This window comes from Paraburkholderia silvatlantica, from assembly GCF_003096715.1.
In the GTDB taxonomy this organism is placed as follows: domain Bacteria; phylum Pseudomonadota; class Gammaproteobacteria; order Burkholderiales; family Burkholderiaceae; genus Paraburkholderia; species Paraburkholderia silvatlantica.
Genome location: NZ_QEOL01000002.1, coordinates 445,165 through 461,397 on the forward strand (window position 1 = coordinate 445,165; position 16,233 = coordinate 461,397).

General features: G+C 65.8%; 14 protein-coding genes and 1 pseudogene. 7 read left to right on the forward strand and 8 right to left on the reverse strand.

Annotated features, from left to right (window positions below):
• Nucleotides 1–2: 2 nt before the first annotated feature.
• From C7411_RS04390 to kdsD, 6 genes are all read right to left on the reverse strand, one after another.
• Nucleotides 3–1,520, reverse strand: coding sequence for an RNA polymerase factor sigma-54 (locus C7411_RS04390; protein WP_110382978.1), 1,518 nt, complete (start codon nucleotides 1,518–1,520; stop codon nucleotides 3–5).
• Between the two features lie 280 nt (nucleotides 1,521–1,800).
• Entirely contained in the window at nucleotides 1,801–2,592 is a 792-nt protein-coding gene (gene lptB / locus C7411_RS04395) for an LPS export ABC transporter ATP-binding protein (protein WP_110382977.1), read from the reverse strand.
• On the reverse strand, nucleotides 2,589–3,281 hold the full coding sequence (lptA, locus tag C7411_RS04400) for a lipopolysaccharide transport periplasmic protein LptA (RefSeq protein ID WP_110382976.1): 693 nt from the start codon (nucleotides 3,279–3,281) through the stop codon (nucleotides 2,589–2,591). Before lptA ends, lptB begins: the two co-directional genes overlap by 4 nt.
• 31 nt (nucleotides 3,282–3,312) lie before the next feature.
• The gene (gene lptC / locus C7411_RS04405) at nucleotides 3,313–3,912 is read right to left on the reverse strand and encodes an LPS export ABC transporter periplasmic protein LptC (RefSeq protein ID WP_042269979.1); all 600 of its coding nucleotides are present in this window, start codon (nucleotides 3,910–3,912) and stop codon (nucleotides 3,313–3,315) included.
• Nucleotides 3,909–4,463 (reverse strand): KdsC family phosphatase, encoded by a 555-nt coding sequence (locus tag C7411_RS04410; protein ID WP_110382975.1) that lies wholly within the window; start codon nucleotides 4,461–4,463, stop codon nucleotides 3,909–3,911. The genes lptC and C7411_RS04410 overlap by 4 nt, the downstream gene beginning before the upstream one ends.
• A complete protein-coding gene (gene kdsD, locus C7411_RS04415) occupies nucleotides 4,463–5,449 on the reverse strand; it encodes an arabinose 5-phosphate isomerase KdsD (RefSeq protein ID WP_110382974.1) in 987 nt (328 codons plus the stop codon). Before kdsD ends, C7411_RS04410 begins: the two co-directional genes overlap by 1 nt.
• Before the next feature lie 231 nt (nucleotides 5,450–5,680).
• Here kdsD and C7411_RS04420 point away from each other — a divergent pair, with 231 nt between their 5' ends.
• The 7 genes and pseudogenes from C7411_RS04420 (at nucleotide 5,681) to C7411_RS38050 (ending at nucleotide 11,803) form a co-directional block, all read left to right on the forward strand.
• On the forward strand, nucleotides 5,681–7,696 hold the full coding sequence (locus C7411_RS04420) for a monovalent cation:proton antiporter family protein (RefSeq protein ID WP_110382973.1): 2,016 nt from the start codon (nucleotides 5,681–5,683) through the stop codon (nucleotides 7,694–7,696).
• A gap of 113 nt (nucleotides 7,697–7,809) precedes the next feature.
• On the forward strand, nucleotides 7,810–8,376 hold the full coding sequence (locus tag C7411_RS04425) for an adenine phosphoribosyltransferase (RefSeq protein WP_110383292.1): 567 nt from the start codon (nucleotides 7,810–7,812) through the stop codon (nucleotides 8,374–8,376).
• Between the two features lie 32 nt (nucleotides 8,377–8,408).
• Nucleotides 8,409–9,023 (forward strand): LysE family translocator, encoded by a 615-nt coding sequence (locus C7411_RS04430; RefSeq protein WP_042269969.1) that lies wholly within the window; start codon nucleotides 8,409–8,411, stop codon nucleotides 9,021–9,023.
• 18 nt (nucleotides 9,024–9,041) lie between these two features.
• Nucleotides 9,042–9,911 (forward strand): NUDIX hydrolase, encoded by an 870-nt coding sequence (locus C7411_RS04435; RefSeq protein ID WP_110382972.1) that lies wholly within the window; start codon nucleotides 9,042–9,044, stop codon nucleotides 9,909–9,911.
• 67 nt (nucleotides 9,912–9,978) lie between these two features.
• Entirely contained in the window at nucleotides 9,979–10,848 is an 870-nt protein-coding gene (purU, locus tag C7411_RS04440) for a formyltetrahydrofolate deformylase (RefSeq protein ID WP_110382971.1), read from the forward strand.
• A 247-nt stretch (nucleotides 10,849–11,095) separates the two neighbouring features.
• Nucleotides 11,096–11,562 (forward strand): annotated as a pseudogene (locus tag C7411_RS04445) (MFS transporter); the annotation flags it as partial.
• The gene (locus C7411_RS38050) at nucleotides 11,486–11,803 is read left to right on the forward strand and encodes a LuxR C-terminal-related transcriptional regulator (protein ID WP_110382970.1); all 318 of its coding nucleotides are present in this window, start codon (nucleotides 11,486–11,488) and stop codon (nucleotides 11,801–11,803) included. The pseudogene C7411_RS04445 and the gene C7411_RS38050, both read left to right, overlap by 77 nt.
• Before the next feature lie 30 nt (nucleotides 11,804–11,833).
• Here C7411_RS38050 and C7411_RS04455 read toward each other — a convergent pair whose 3' ends face one another.
• Both C7411_RS04455 and uvrA read right to left on the reverse strand, forming a co-directional pair.
• Nucleotides 11,834–12,919 carry an AI-2E family transporter gene (locus tag C7411_RS04455; RefSeq protein ID WP_110382969.1) on the reverse strand — a complete coding sequence of 362 codons (1,086 nt, stop codon included), beginning with the start codon at nucleotides 12,917–12,919 and terminating at the stop codon, nucleotides 11,834–11,836.
• Between the two features lie 114 nt (nucleotides 12,920–13,033).
• Complete coding sequence (gene uvrA / locus C7411_RS04460) at nucleotides 13,034–15,925, reverse strand: excinuclease ABC subunit UvrA (RefSeq protein WP_110382968.1); 2,892 nt, start codon at nucleotides 15,923–15,925, stop codon at nucleotides 13,034–13,036.
• Nucleotides 15,926–16,233 lie beyond the last annotated feature (308 nt).

A 16,233-nucleotide genomic window follows, 5' to 3' on the forward strand; every position in this document is an offset into this window, starting at 1 on the left:
GGCTAAAGAGACTTGCGCAGATTGACCGCTGGAATCTTCAGTGCCTCGCGATACTTCGCAACGGTGCGTCGCGCGACCACGAAACCCTGTTCCGCCAGCAGTTCGGCGATGCGGCTGTCTGAAAGAGGGGATTTGGTGTTCTCGGCTCCTATGAGTTGCTTGATGAGGGCGCGGATGGCGGTGGACGATGCAGCGCCGCCGGTGTCCGTCGATACATGCGATCCGAAGAAGTACTTAAATTCAAGTGTCCCGAATGGAGTCAGCATGTATTTACCGGTTGTCACACGCGAGACAGTCGATTCGTGTAGGCCCAGCGTATCAGCAATCTCCCTCAAAACCAAGGGGCGCATGGCGATTTCGCCGTGCACGAAAAAGTTCTTCTGACGCTCGACGATAGCCTGTGCGACACGCAGGATCGTCTCGAAGCGCTGCTGGATATTCTTGATGAGCCAGCGCGCTTCCTGCAGTTGCTGGCGCAGCGAACCGCTGCCCGGGTCGCCCCGGTTGTTGCGCAGGATATTCGCGTACAGGTGGTTGATGCGCAGCTTCGGCACCACCTCGGGGTTCAGTTCCGCATGCCAGTTCTGGCCGGTCTTCTTCACGATGATGTCCGGCACCACGTAATCGGCTTCGGCCTTGCCATACGACGCACCGGGGAACGGTTCGAGCGAACGGATCAGCGCATGCGCCTCGCGCAGCTCGTCGTCGCCTGTCTTCAGTTGCTTGCGCAACCGCGTGAAGTCGCGCGCGGCGAGCAGTTCGAGATAGTTCGACACGATCTCGAGCGCGAGCGTGCGCGTGGGCGACGACGTGACGCGCAGCAACTGCAGCTTGAGGCACTCGGAGGCCGAGCGCGCGCCCACGCCCGCGGGGTCGAAGCTGTGCAGCAGCGCTAGCGCCGCATTGAGTTCGTCGGCGTCGACTTCGAGTTCTTCGGGAATGTCGGCAAGAATTTCCTCGCACGTCGCGCTGAGGTAGCCGTCTTCGTCGAGCGATTCGATCAGGAAGGTGATGAGCGCGCGATCGCGCTGGCTCGCGTTCGTTTCGCGCAGCTGCGCCATGAGATGGTCGCGCAGCGTAGTGGTCGATTCGTGGATCTGCAGCGGCGGCAGGTCGTCGTCGTCGGAGGCGTTGCCCGAGCGGCCGTAGTCGTCCAGGTTCCACTGGCTTGCGTCGCCGTTCGCGTCGCCGCCAAGGCCGTCGTATTCGTCCACGCCTCGCGGCTCGCTCTCGCTGTTCTCGGCGCTGCCGTTGGACGCCGAGGTGGCGCTGTTCGCGCCCTGCATCGGCTCGGCGCCCGAGGGCGTGGGCGGCTGCGCGATGACCGAGCCGTCCGCGGCCACGCGCAGCGGGCTCGCGATCCAGTCGTCCTCGTTCTCGAGCAGCGGGTTCTGCGAGATCGCGGTCGCGACCTCCTGCTGCAGTTCGAGCGTCGACAGCTGCAGCAGCCGGATCGACTGTTGCAGTTGTGGCGTGAGCGCAAGATGCTGCGAGAGGCGGAGTTGGAGGCTGGCTTTCATGGCGGTGTGCGGACCATTGTAAAGAGTTTGCCACGCGGACGAAACCACAGGGCACTCGCAAAAACGAGCGTGCGCCGCGCCGGTGCGTGCCCGGAATTTGGTGCGCAAACAGGGACGCTGCCCGGCCTGCCGTGCACCGTTTTGGGGGCAAGGTCGATACCGCGGAGTTACGCGGGGAAACGCGAAAGATGAGGCCGGAAAAACGCGAAAGCGGATCGCGCGCGCCCGGGTGGGCGCTGCGGGACTGCGGTGAACGGGCGCGCGAGGCGCGCCCGGGGGCTTACATGCGGAAGTGCTCGCCGAGATAAACGCGGCGCACGTTCTCGTTCTCGATGATCTCGCCGGGTGCGCCGGCCGCAAGCACGGTGCCGTCGCTGATGATGTACGCGTGATCGCAGATGCCGAGCGTCTCCCGCACGTTGTGGTCGGTGATCAGCACGCCGATGTTGCGCTGCTTGAGGAACTTCACGATCTTCTGGATTTCCAGCACGGCGATCGGGTCGACGCCCGCGAACGGCTCGTCGAGCAGGATGAAGCTCGGATCGGTTGCGAGCGCGCGCGCGATTTCGACGCGCCGGCGCTCGCCGCCCGAGAGCGACAGCGCCGGATTCTCGCGCAGATGCGCGATCTGAAGCTCGTCGAGCAGCGCTTCGGCGCGCTCGGTGATGATGTCTTTCGACAGACGTTTGCCGTTGCCGTCCACCTGTAGCTCGAGCACCGCGCGGATGTTCTCCTCGACGGTGAGCTTGCGGAACACCGAAGCTTCCTGCGGCAGATACGAAAGCCCGAGCGCCGCGCGCTTGTGGATGGGCAGAAGGCTGATGGACCGGCCGTCGAGGTCGATCTCGCCGGCGTCAAGCGGCACGAGACCCACGATCATGTAGAACGACGTGGTCTTGCCGGCGCCGTTGGGGCCGAGCAGCCCGACCACTTCGCCGCTCTTCACGTCGAGCGACACGTCCTTGACGACGGTGCGCGAGCCGTAGCGCTTCTTCAGGTTGCGCACGACGAGCGTGCTCGTCTTGCCGGCCAGCTGGCGGCCGTAGCTTTGGGGGGCGGTGACGGTATTCACTGGGGCGGCGCTTCCTGCAGCTTGGTGGACGGCGTGAGTGCGGCCGGGGCGCCGGCGGGCGGCTGTGCGCCGGTCGTGGCGTTGCGCGGCGAAAGCATCGCGCGAACGCGGCCGCCGGGGTTGCCGGGACCTGCGACGTCCTTTCCGGAGCGCGCCGTATAGAAGTCGTTCTGGCCGTCGTACGTGACGACGCTGCCGTGCACCTGATCCATCACCGTCGACAGACCCTGCAGGCGGCGCACCGTGGCGCGCGTCGTGAGTGTGGTGAGGTCCTGCTTGCCGTCGTAGTCGATGCGCTCGGCCGTGCCGTCGACGTATTCGTCGAGGCCTTCGCGCTTCTGGCGGAAGTAGGCGAGCCGGTCGGCGGGCGTGCCCGGCGCGACGGTGCCGGTCGCGAACTGGTAGCCCTGCGGGTCCTGCGTGACGACGAGCTTGTCGGCCTTGATGAGGATCGTGCCCTTGGTGGCGACCACGTGGCCCGTGAAGACGGTCTGCTGCTTCAGATCGTCATAGGTCATGTTGTCCGCTTCGATATTGAGCGGCTTGTCCTTGTCGGCGCGCTCGGCGTGGGCCGCGGGCGTGAGGCCGGCGAACAGCAGCGCGCTGGCGAGCGCCATCAGCGCCGCGCAGCGTGCGCGGCGCGCGTCGGGCGAACGGCCGTTCAGTGGACGGGGAAGCGAATCGTTCATGCAATCGTGCCTTGCGTGGACGGCCCGGCGTTCAGGACGAGCCGCCGGAGTCGGCCGGGGCGATGGCTCCACGGACGTTGCCGAAGAGCTGGATGACCCGGGAGACATTGTTGTAGTTCATGCCGCTGGTGGCCGTCATGACCGACTGGCCGCGTCGAAGTTTAACCGGCTTTTCGGTCAGGATCACATCGTCGTTCACGAGCACTTTGAAATGCTCGGAATCAGCCTGCATTTCGGGGTCGCCGGCGCCGGCCGCGCGCAGAATGCGCGCGTTGTCGTACAGGTTGACGATCGAGGCGTCGGCGTTGACCGTGCCGCGCAGCCCGGTGGCCGTGACGATCGGCTTGCCGGGCTGGAACGCGCGCACGGCCGGGTTCGTGAGATCGCTGTTCTCGTCGTCCTCGTAGTGAACCATGTGCGTGGCCGTGAGCCGATACTGCGTGGCGCCCGACTGGTCGAGCTCGGACACCGAGAAGTTGTCGGCGAAATAGTCGGGCGTATGCGTGAGCGGACGCGGCGCCGCCTCCTTCTCGCGCGGCTGGACGGCCTGCAGCAGCCACCACGTGAAACCGGCGAGCGCGGCGACGCACACGAGCGGCACGAGCGAGGTGAGGCGGAACTTCTGGTTCATCGCGGCATCCCGGCGAGCGGCGCGCAGGCCGCGGCGAGCATGGCGTCGTAGCGGTTCTGCGCGCGCAGGATCAGGTCGGTGACTTCGCGCACGGCGCCGTGGCCCCCCACCTTGCCGGACACCCAGTGGGCGCGCGAGAGCACGTCGGGATGGGCGTTCGCGGGCGCCGCGGCGAAGCCGCACTGGAGCATGACGGCGAGGTCGGGCCAGTCGTCGCCCATGTAGCCGCACGCTTCGGGCGCAATGCCGGTTTGCGAGAGCAGTTCGGCGAACGCGACACGCTTGTCCTCTACGCCTTGCCACAGGTGCGTGATCTTCAGTTCCTTCGCACGCACGGCGACGATCTCCGAGCGGCGCCCCGTGATGATGGCCGTGTCGATGCCGGCTTCGCGCAGCAGCTTCGCGCCGTGGCCGTCGAGCGAGTTGAACGCTTTCATCGTGTCGCCCGCGCCGGTGAAGAGCAGGCCGCCATCGGTGAGCACGCCGTCGATGTCGAAAATCATGAGGCGCACGCGCGCGGCGCGCGCGGTTGCATCGAGTGGGCTAGCCATCAGATCACCTTCTTGGAGAACAGGTCGTGCATGTTGAGGGCGCCGATCAGCGAGCCCTCGGCATCGACGACCAGCATCTGATTGATGCGATGGCGCTCCATCAGTTCCACGGCTTCGACGGCAAGGTGGTCCGGGCCGATGGTGCGCGGAGCTTTCGTCATGACCTGCGCGATCGGCAGTTCGCGGAAATCGCCCACGCGCTCGAGCACGCGGCGCAGGTCGCCGTCCGTGAAAATGCCCTGCACCTGGTCGTCGGCGTTGACGATCGCCGTCATGCCCATGCGTTTGGCCGTGAGCTGGAAAAGGGCGTCGCGCACGGTGACGTCGTCGCGCACCTTCGGAATTTCGTCGCCCGTGCGCATCACGTCGCGCACGTAGGTCAAGAGGCGCCGGCCGAGCGCGCCGCCCGGATGCGAGCGCGCGAAGTCGTCGGCGCCGAAGCCGCGTGCGTCGAGCACCGCGACCGCGAGCGCGTCGGAGAGCGCGAGCGCCGCCGTCGTGCTGGCGGTGGGGGCGAGGTTCAGCGAGCAGGCCTCCTTCTCCACGCCGGCGTCCAGATGCACGTCGGAGAGCTGGCCGAGCGTCGACTGCGGCCGACTGCCCGTCATGCCGATGAGCTTCGCGCCAATGCGTTTGACGAGCGGCAGGATCGCCACGAGTTCTTCGGATTCGCCCGAGTTCGACAGGCCGATGAAGACGTCGTCGGCAGTGACCATGCCGAGGTCGCCATGGCTTGCTTCCGCCGGATGCACGAAGAACGCGGGGGTGCCCGTGGAGGCCAGCGTGGCCGCGAGCTTGCGGGCAATGTGGCCCGATTTGCCGATGCCGGAAACGACCACGCGTCCGCGGCAGCTGAGGATGAGGTCGACCGCGCCGACGAAGTTGTCGTCGAGCCGGTCGCGAAGCCCGCGCACGGCGTCCGCTTCGATGTCGAGCACGTTGCGAGCGAGCTTCAGCGCCCGGTCGCCATTGATTTTCGCTATCATCCGCGGAGTATAGCAAAGGCGTCTGCGCGCCGCGCCAGCGCCCCCAGCGCCAAAACCCCGTGCGTGCGCCGCCGGATTTGCCCCAGGCGTGTCTCCGTAGCCCTTCCCATTTAGCCCGTTATTAATGTAAACAGGCCCTAGCCGCCTTGCGTCGATCATCGACACGGCGCGGGCAGAATTTGCATCGCCGCTCATGCAGACCGCGGCTGACGAACGAGGACGCTTCACACGATGATCTCCCCGCTGGAAATGACGCTGTTCCTGCTGCTCGCCTCGGTGGTCGGCGTCGTGCTGTTTCGTTATCTGAATCTGCCGCCGATGCTCGGCTACCTCACGGTGGGCATTCTGGTGGGCCCGCGCTCGCTCGGCATCGTGCCGGACACGCATGGCGCGCAGAACCTGGCCGAGTTCGGCGTCGTGTTCCTGATGTTCTCGATCGGCCTCGAGTTCTCGCTCTCGAAGCTGCGCGCCATGCGCCATGCCGTGTTCGGCCTCGGGCTCTCGCAGGTGCTGGGCACGATCGTGGTCGCGCTGCTGCTCGGGCTCGTGCTGGAGCCGTGGGTGCATATCACGTGGCAGGCCTGCGTGGCGCTCGGCGGCGCGCTCGCCATGTCGTCCACGGCCATTGTCAGCAAGATGCTTTCCGAGCGGCTCGAGATCGAATCGGAGCATGGCCGCAATATTCTGGGCGTGCTGCTGTTCCAGGATCTGGCCGTGGTGCCCCTTCTCATCGTGATCGCGGCGTTCGGCGGCTCCGGGGCGTCGCTCGTCGAGTCGCTCGGCACCGCCGCCGTGAAGATCGTGCTCGCGCTCGCCATTCTGCTCATCGTCGGGCAGAAGTTCATGACGCGCTGGTTCAACGTGGTCGCGCGCCGCCGCTCGCAGGAGCTGTTCGTGCTCAACGTGCTGCTCGTCACGCTGGGTGCCGCGTTCATCACCGACAAGTTCGGCCTCTCGCTCGCGCTCGGCGCCTTCATCGCGGGCATGCTGATCGCCGAAACGCCTTACAAGCACCAGGTGGAAGAGGACATCAAGCCGTTTCGCGACGTGCTGCTCGGCCTCTTCTTCGTGACCACGGGCATGCTGCTCAACCCGCACGTGATCTGGCAGCACCCCATCATGGTGGCGGCGTTCTTCCTCGGGCCGGTCGTGCTCAAGGCCGTGCTCATCACCGCGCTCACGCGCATGTTCGGCGCGTCGCCGGGCGTGGCCATGCGCACGGGTCTCGGCCTCGCGCAGGCCGGCGAATTCGGCTTCGTCCTGCTGAACCTCATTCTCGACAAGCATCTGGTCGACGCCACGCTGCTCCAGGCGATCCTCGCGGCCATGCTGCTGTCGATGCTCGCCGCGCCGTTCCTGATCCAGAACGCCGACCGCATCGTGCTGCGCCTGTCCTCGACGGAATGGATGCAGCAGTCGCTGATGATGACGCGCATCGCCACGCAAAGCATCAAGCAAAGCGGCCATGTGATCGTGTGCGGATACGGCCGCGCGGGGCAGAACCTCGCGCGCATGCTCGAATACGAAGGCCTTTCGTACGTCGCGCTCGACCTCGACCCCGACCGCGTCGCGGCGGCTGCGGCGGCGGGCGAGTCGGTGGTGTTCGGCGACGCGGCGCGGCGCGAATCGCTCGTCGCGGCGGGCATCCACCGCGCGGCCGCGGTGGCGATCACCTATGCCAACACGCAATCGGCGTTTCGCGTGCTCCATCACATTCACGAGCTGGAGCCTACCTTGCCCGTGATCGTGCGCACGGTGGACGACGCCGATCTCGAACGCCTGCTCGCCGCGGGCGCGACCGAAGTGATTCCGGAGATCGTGGAAGGCAGCCTGATGCTCGCCTCGCACATGCTGGTGCTGATGGGCGTGCCGATGCGGCGCGTGGTGCGCCGCGTGGAGGAACTGCGCGACGAGCGCTACAGCCTCCTGCGCGGCTACTTCCACGGCACCGACGATGTGGGCGAGGACGGTCACGAGCAGGTGCGGCTACAATCCGTACCGGTCGACGAGCGCGCCGACGCCGTGGGCCGCACGCTCGCGGAACTGGGCCTGTACGAGCTCGGCGTCGAGGTGACGGCGATCCGCCGCCACGGCATTCGCGGCGTGGAGCCGGACCCGTCGACCAGGCTGCGCGAGGCCGACATCGTCGTGCTGCGCGGTTTGCCCGAGCAGCTCGCGCAGGCCGAGGAGCGGCTTTCGCGGCATCGCAAGCCGGGCGCCGCCGGCGCGGGCGCGGCGGCGGCCTGATACGCCGTGGTTGTTGGCGCGATTTATTGGCGCGGTCGCGCGACCGCGCCAAGGGTCCCGCCCCGTTTAAACAGTCCTGCTGTCCTTTATCGAGTCACTACCCCGGAGAGATGATGTCCAACGCACCTGCGAACCCGAGCGCTGAAGCCGCCCAGTTCGTGAACAGCCTGATCCGCACGGTGCCCGACTGGCCTCAGCCGGGAGTGCAGTTCCGCGATATCACGCCGCTCATCGGCCATCCGAAGGGCCTGCGCGTGCTGATCGACCTGTTCGTCGAGCGCTATGTCGGCGCGAAGCTCGACTACGTGGCAGGGCTCGACGCGCGCGGTTTCATCATCGGGCCGATCGTCGCGTATGAGCTGAACGTGGGCTTCATTCCGATCCGCAAGATCGGCAAGCTGCCGTACAAGACCGTCTCCGAGACCTACCAGCTCGAATACGGCGAGGCGACCGTGGAGATTCACGAGGACGCCTGCGGCAAGGGCGACCGCGTCGTGATCGTCGACGACCTGATCGCCACCGGCGGCACCATGATGGCCGGCAAGCTGCTGCTCGAACGCCTCGGCGCGAGCGTGGTGGAAGGCGCCGCGATCATCGACCTCCCGGATCTGGGCGGCTCGAAGCTGCTCACCGATGCCGGCCTGCCGCTCTTCACGGTGACCGCCTTCGGCGGGCACTGAAACCCGAACGTACAGCCTCACGAGTCGATCTCATGCCGAATTTCGCGCTCTTTCTCGCCACCTCCATCGCCATCACGTTCGCGCCCGGTCCCGACAATCTCCAGGTGCTCGCGCGCGGCATTTCGCAAGGCCGCGCCGCCGGTCTCGTCGCCGCGCTCGGTTTCGCGGCAGGTGTGACGTTCCACACCACGCTCGCGGCGCTCGGCGTGGCCGCCGTGCTGCGCTCATCGCCGCTCGCGTTCCAGATCCTCAAGCTCGCCGGCGCCGCGTATCTCGTGTGGATCGGCGTGAAGGCGCTGCGCAGCCAGGGGCTCGCCGCCGCCGGTGACAGGCCGCGTCAGCCGCTCTCCGCGATCTTTCGTCAGAGCGTGCTCGGCAACATCATGAACCCGAAGGTGACGCTGTTCTTCGTCGTGTTCCTGCCGCAGTTCGTCGACCCGCATGGCGCGCAGCACGTCACGCTGCAGATGCTCGAGCTCGGCCTCGTGTTCATGGCGCAGACGGTCGTGGTGTTCTCCCTCTTCGGGCTGTGCGCGGGCACGATCGGCGGCTGGCTCAAGCGCCGCCCGCGCGCGGGCGTGTGGCTCGACCGCCTCGCCGGCGTCACCTTCATCGCCATCGGCATTCGCGTGGCCCTGCGTGACTGATCTACGGAGTCCTGATCGATGACCTTGCCTTGCATTACCGACGCGCGGCGTTTCGATGTCGGCGCGCATCTGCCGTTCCATATCGGTGACGAGCGCGTGGGCTGGATACGCGAGAACGACGTGGCGCTTCTCGCGCGCTGGCCCGACGTGTTCGAAATCGACGGCGATGCGCATAGCGCACGCGTGACGCTCGCCCCGCACTTCGATAGTGTCGATGCGCGCAGCGCGGCGCTCGCCTCGGTGATCGGCGCCCTCGCGGCGCAAGGGCACATTCCGGGCTGGCGCAACGAAACCTACGCGATCCGCAATGCGTTCGACGCACCGCCGCTCGCCTTGATCGAACGCGCGGCCTCGCGCTTCTTTGGCACCATGACGTACGCGGTGCATCTGAACGGCGTCGTAGAATACGCAGATCCGGCGGCGCCGGGCGCGCCGCAATTGTGGATCGCGCGGCGCAGCGACACCAAGGCCACCGACCCCGGCATGCTGGACAACGTCGTGGCGGGCGGGATCGGCTGGGGCTTCGGCATCGAGGCCACGCTCGTGAAGGAATGCTGGGAAGAGGCGGGCATTGCCGAGGAACTGGCGCGCGAGGCGCGCGCGGGTCGCACCGTGCATGTGCTGCAGTCGCTGCCGGAAGGCACGCAGGCCGAGCAGATCTTCATCTACGATCTCGTGCTCCCGGCCGGCTTCGTGCCGCACAACCAGGACGGCGAAGTGGGCGAGCATCGCCTCGCGCGCATCGACGAGGCCGCGCGCTGGATCGAGGAGGGCGCGATGACGGTGGACGCGAGCCTCGCGACGCTCGACTGCCTGCTGCGCCGCCGATGGATAGACGAAGACGCGTGCGAGGGCATTGCCGCGATCTTCGAACCGCCGGCGCTGTGAACAGGTCTCGAAGCAAAGCCCAAAGCCCTTTTAGAAACACCAGGTATTGATGGGAGTTACCAAGGTCATGTCGACCGATCACAGCTTCATCCTCAGACTGTCGTGCGCCGACCGGCCTGGCATCGTGCATGCCGTGTCGGGCTTTCTGTTCGAGCGCGGCAGCAATATTCTCGACTCGGCCCAGTTTGGCGACAGCCACACGGGCGAGTTCTTCATGCGCGTGCACTTCCAGCAAGTAGGCGGCGACCCCGGCCTCGACGGCCTGCGCAGTGCGTTCGATCCGCTCGCCCAGGAGTTCGGCATGCGCTGGGAACTGCATGACGCGAACGTGAAGCCGCGCGTCGTCATCATGGTCTCGAAGATCGGCCATTGCCTGAACGACCTGCTGTTCCGCTATCGCACCGGCCAGCTGCCTATCGAGATTCCCGCGATCATCTCGAATCACAAGGACTTCTATCAGCTCGCCGCGAGCTACAACATTCCGTTCCATCATTTCCCGCTGCTCGGCGGCACCGAGGCCGACAAGGCCGCGCAGGAAGCGCGCGTGCTCGAAGTGGTGAACCGCGAAGGCGCCGATCTCGTGGTGCTCGCGCGCTACATGCAGATCCTCTCGCCGCAGCTTTGCAAAGCGCTCGAAGGCCGCGCGATCAACATCCATCATTCGTTCCTGCCGAGCTTCAAGGGCGCGAAGCCGTATTACCAGGCGTTCGATCGCGGCGTGAAGCTGATTGGCGCAACGGCGCACTATGTGACGTCCGATCTCGACGAAGGCCCGATCATCGAGCAGGAAGTCGAGCGCGTGGATCACAACATGGCGCCGGACCAGCTCACCGCCATTGGCCGCGACGTGGAGTGCGTGACGCTCGCGCGCGCGGTGAAGTGGCACGTGGAGCATCGCATCGTGCTCAACGGGCACAAGACGGTCGTGTTCCGCTGATCGCTTGTCGATCGAGTGCGACTCCATGCCGTAGCGTGTTTCAAAACATGCTACGGCTTTTCGAACTCATCTTATTGCTCTCCGGCGCATTCGCATGCATGCGATTTTTTTCCGCGCCAACTCATTCCCCGCGGTACGACTCCTTAAGTTCTGGTGGCGCATCGTCGCGCACTCCCTGTGGAGAATAGTCTGCCCCTTTCGTCTTTCCTGCTCCTGTCACTTCAACCAAACGACAAGAGGGAAATTCATGAAAGCCGCCCTATCCCCGCAGGTGGAACCTGTCGCCGATAGCCGTGCCTGGCGCGTGCTGGGTTCGAGCACCTTCGCGTTCACGATCTGCTTTGCCGTCTGGATGATGTTCGCGATCCTCGGCATTCCGCTCAAAAAACAGCTTCACCTCACCGATACCGAATTCGGCCTGATTGCCGCGATGCCCGTGCTCACCGGCTCGCTCGCCCGCGTGCCGCTCGGCATCTGGACCGACCGCTTCGGCGGGCGCATCGTTTTCTTCATCACGATGCTCGCGACCGTCGTGCCGATCTGGCTCGTCTCGTATGCGACGCAACTGTGGCAATTCCTCGCGCTCGGGCTGTTCGTGGGGGGGGGGCCGGCGCATCGTTCCCGGTCGGCACGCCCTATGTCGCGCGCTGGTTTCCGAAGTCGCGCCAGGGGCTCGCCGTGGGCATCTTCGACGCGGGCAATTCGGGCGCCGCGCGCGAGCGCAGACACGCTCACGGCGCTCGAGCGCGACATCGTGCGCGAACTGGCGCGCGGCGCGAGCAACAAGGCGATTGCGCGTACGCTCGACCGGGCGGAGAGCACGGTGAAGATTCACGTGCGCAACATTCTGCGCAAGCTGGGTCTCACGAGCCGCGTGCAGGTGGCGATCTACGCCATAGGGCACGACGGCATGGCCGACGAGCCCGACGAGCCCGGCGAGCCGCGCGGGCGCTGAGGGCCGCGCGCGGTTTCGGGAGAAAGCGGCTCAGACGAGCCGCAGATAGATCAGTTCGCGCTTGATATACGCGTAGAAAATGGGCGCGGCGATCACGCCTTGAATGCCGAACGCGGCTTCCATCACGAGCATGGCGACGAGCAGCTCCCACGTGCGCGCCTCGATCTGGCCGCCCACGATGCGCGCGTTCAGGAAGTATTCGAGCTTGTGGATCAGGATGAGGAACGCGAGCGCCGTGACCGCCGCGGGCAGGCTCACGGTGAGCGCGATGGCGACGATCAGCGTGTTCGAGATCAGGTTGCCGATCACGGGCAACAGCCCCACCACGAAGGTCACCACGACCAGCATCTTCGCGAGCGGCAGCGGCGCGTGAAAGAGCGGCAGCGCGAGCAGGAGGAAGAGGCCGGTGAACACCGTGTTGATGGCCGAAATCTTCACCTGCGCGAACACGATGCGGCGGAACGCATCGGCGAAACGGGACACGCGCGCGACGAACGCCGTGGAAAGCGGCAGCCGCGTGGCGTTCTTCTGCGCGCCAATGGCGATGATCGCGCCGATGATCATGCCGATCACGATATGCCCCAGGATACGCGCGGCGTTCTTGCCGCCCTGGCCGAGCTGGGTGGCGTGCTCGTGCATGAGCGCGAGCGCCTTGAGCTTCATCTGGGCGACATCCACGGGCAGATAGGCGGCGATGGACTCGGGAATGCGCCCGCGCGCCTGGTCGACGAACGACATCATCTGCGCCATGACCTTCTGCACGCTCGGCACGTCGCTTTCGAACTGCTCGATGACGCCCACGGTGAGCCCGGTGAGCACGCCCACGATCACGATGGAAACCAGCACCACGGAGAGCCAGCGTGCGCGGCTGCTCGACATGCGCCGCTCGATGAGCGGCGAAATGGTATGAACGAGCTGGAAGACGAGCATGCCCGCGAGCAGCGCGCCCAGCAGATTCAGGCGCAGCACCGCCAGCATGCCGGCGAGCGCAGCCACGTAGCTGCCGATTTCCACTGCCGAAAGCTTCGGCAGGCTCATGTCGCTCGTGAGCCTGACCGGCCGTGGCCGCAGGTCGCGCACCTGTTTATCTTCGGTCGCTTCGTTGCGCTTGACCATGTTGGGTGTATTCCGTCTCCAAACTTCAGGGAGGCGCACGCGCCCCCGACCCGTTGTTGCTGCAGCTATTTCTACTGCTAAATTTCCGGCCCGGTTGTCAGCCCGCCTGGCGGGTCATTTGCCCGAAGCCGTGTCCAGCGCGGCGATCTGGCGCTTGAGCAGCGGTGCGAGATAGCGGCCCGTGAAGCTTGCCTTCGACTTCGCCACCTGTTCGGGCGTCCCCTGGGCCACGATCTGGCCACCGCCCGCGCCGCCCTCCGGTCCCATGTCCACGACCCAGTCGGCGGTTTTGATGACATCGAGATTATGCTCGATGATGACCACCGTGTTGCCCTGATCTCGAAGCCGGTGAATCACTTCCAGCAAAAGCGCGATGTCGTGGAAGTGCAGGCCCGTGGTCGGCTCGTCGAGTATATACAGCGTGCGGCCCGTGTCCCGCTTGGAAAGCTCGAGCGAAAGCTTCACGCGCTGCGCCTCGCCGCCCGAGAGCGTGGTGGCCGACTGGCCGAGGCGAATGTAGCCGAGGCCCACATCCAGCAGCGTCTTGAGCTTGCGCGCTACCACCGGCACCGCCTTGAAGAACTCGTAGGCAGCTTCCACCGTCATGTCGAGCACTTCGCTGATGTTCCGGCCCTTGTATTGAATTTCCAGCGTTTCGCGGTTGTAGCGCTTGCCGTGGCAGACGTCGCAGGGCACGTACACGTCGGGCAGGAAGTGCATTTCCACCTTGAGCACGCCGTCGCCCTGGCAGCTTTCGCAGCGCCCGCCCTTCACGTTGAACGAGAAGCGGCCCGATTCGTAGCCGCGCTCCTTGGCGGCAGGCACACCCGCGAACAGTTCGCGGATGGGCGTGAACAGGCCCGTGTAGGTGGCCGGGTTCGAGCGCGGCGTGCGCCCGATCGGCGACTGGTCGACGTTGATGACCTTGTCGAAGTGCTCGAGGCCCTCGATCGCCTCGAACGGCGCCGGTTCGGCCGACGATCCATACAGATGCTGCGACACGGCGTGATAGAGCGTGTCGTTGATGAGCGTGGACTTGCCCGAGCCCGAGACGCCCGTCACGCAGGTCAAAAGACCGACGGGCAGGTCGAGCGTCACGTGCTTGAGGTTGTTGCCGTGGGCCTCGACGATGCGCAGGCGGCGCTCGCCGGGCTCGATGCGCTCGTCGGGATAGTCGATGCGGCGCGTGCCCGAGAGGTACTGGCCCGTCATCGAGGCCGGATCGCGCTCGACTTCGCCGGGCGTGCCCTGCGAAATCACCATGCCGCCGTGCTCGCCCGCGCCCGGACCCATGTCGACCACGTAGTCGGCCATGCGGATCATGTCCTCGTCGTGCTCGACGACGATCACCGAATTGCCGAGGTCGCGCAGATGCTTGAGCGTGGCGATGAGGCGGTCGTTGTCGCGCTGGTGCAGGCCGATGGACGGCTCGTCGAGCACGTACATCACCCCCGTCAGGCCCGAGCCGATCTGCGAGGCGAGGCGGATGCGCTGCGCCTCGCCGCCGGAAAGCGTCTCGGCGCTGCGTTCGAGCGAGAGATAGTCGAGCCCGACGTTGTTGAGGAACATCAGGCGCGCGACGATCTCCTTGACCACCTTGTCGGCGATCTCGCGCTTGGCGCCTTCGAGGCGCAGTGTCTGGAAGTAGCCGAGCGTGTCGCGCAGCGGCCAGCCGCTCACTTCATAGATGGCGCGCGCATCTTCCCCCGCGCCGATGCGCACGAAGCGCGCTTCGCGGCGCAGGCGCGTGCCTTCGCAGTGGGGGCAGGCCTGGTTGTTCTGGTACTTCGAAAGCTCCTCGCGCACGGCGGCCGAGTCGGTCTCGCGGTAGCGACGCTCCAGGTTCGGGATGATCCCTTCAAAGACATGCTCGCGCACCGAAGTGCGGCCGCGCTCGTTGATGTACGAGAACGGAATCTCCTGCTTGCCCGAGCCGTAGAGCAGGATCTTGCGCACTTTCTCCGGCAGGTCCTCGAACGCGGTGTCGATGTCGAAGTCGTAGAACGCGGCGAGGCTCTGCAGCATCTGGAAGTAGAACTGGTTGCGCCGGTCCCAGCCCTTCACGGCGCCCGCCGCGAGCGAGAGCGACGGGTGCGCGACCACGCGCTTCGGATCGAAGAACGTGATCTGGCCCAAACCGTCGCACTCGGGGCACGCGCCCATCGGGTTGTTGAACGAGAAGAGGCGCGGCTCCAGCTCCGGCAACGAATACGAGCAGATCGGGCAGGCGAACTTCGAGCTGAAGAGATGCTCGCGGCTGGTGTCCATTTCGAGCGCGACGGCGCGGCCGTCGGCCAGACGCAGCGCGGTTTCGAACGACTCCGCGAGGCGCTGCTTCATGTCGGGGCGCACCTTCAGGCGGTCCACCACGACGTCGATGGTGTGGCGCTCGCTCTTCTTGAGCTTGGGCAGCGACTCCACCTCGTAGATCTTCGCTTCCCCTTCGTTGGCCGTGCCGCCGCCCGAGCGCACCCGAAAGCGCACGAAACCCTGCGCCTGCATGTCGTCGAAGAGCTCGGCGTGCTCGCCCTTGCGGTCCACGATCACGGGCGCGAGGATCATCAGCTTCGTTTCTTCGGGCAAGGCGAGCGCGGCGTCCACCATCTGCGAGACGCTTTGCGACTCCAGCGGAATCTCGTGATCCGGGCAGTAGGGCGTGCCGATGCGGGCGTAAAGCAGCCGCAGGTAATCGTGGATTTCGGTGACGGTGCCCACGGTGGAGCGCGGATTGTGCGACGTGGCCTTCTGCTCGATGGAAATAGCGGGCGACAGACCCTCGATCAGGTCGACGTCGGGCTTCTCCATGAGCTGCAGGAACTGGCGCGCGTAGGCCGAGAGGCTTTCCACGTAGCGGCGCTGGCCTTCCGCGTAGAGCGTGTCGAAGGCCAGCGAGGACTTGCCCGAGCCCGACAGCCCGGTGATCACCACGAGCTGGTGGCGCGGCAGGTCCAGATTGACGTTCTTCAGGTTGTGGGTTCGGGCCCCACGGATACGGATCTGTTCCATGAACCTGCGGGAGAAAGGAAAACCAAACCTGCTACTATAACGACTTTTCCAGACCGCCGTTACGGCTTGCTGACGGTCTTTGAAAGGGCCCGGAGCGGCAAGTGCAAGGGCCTCGAAAGAGGCGCGTCAGGGAGCGTCCCGGTCAACAAACGTGCGGGCACTTGCGGTCCAAACACATAACGCTCCGATGTCCTCCAATTCACCCGCTACATCCTCACGCATGAGCGCGCCCGAGTTGCGCGCGACCGTCTCGCTCGCGGCGATCTTCGCGCTGCGCATGCTCGGTCTCTTCATGATCATGCCGGTGT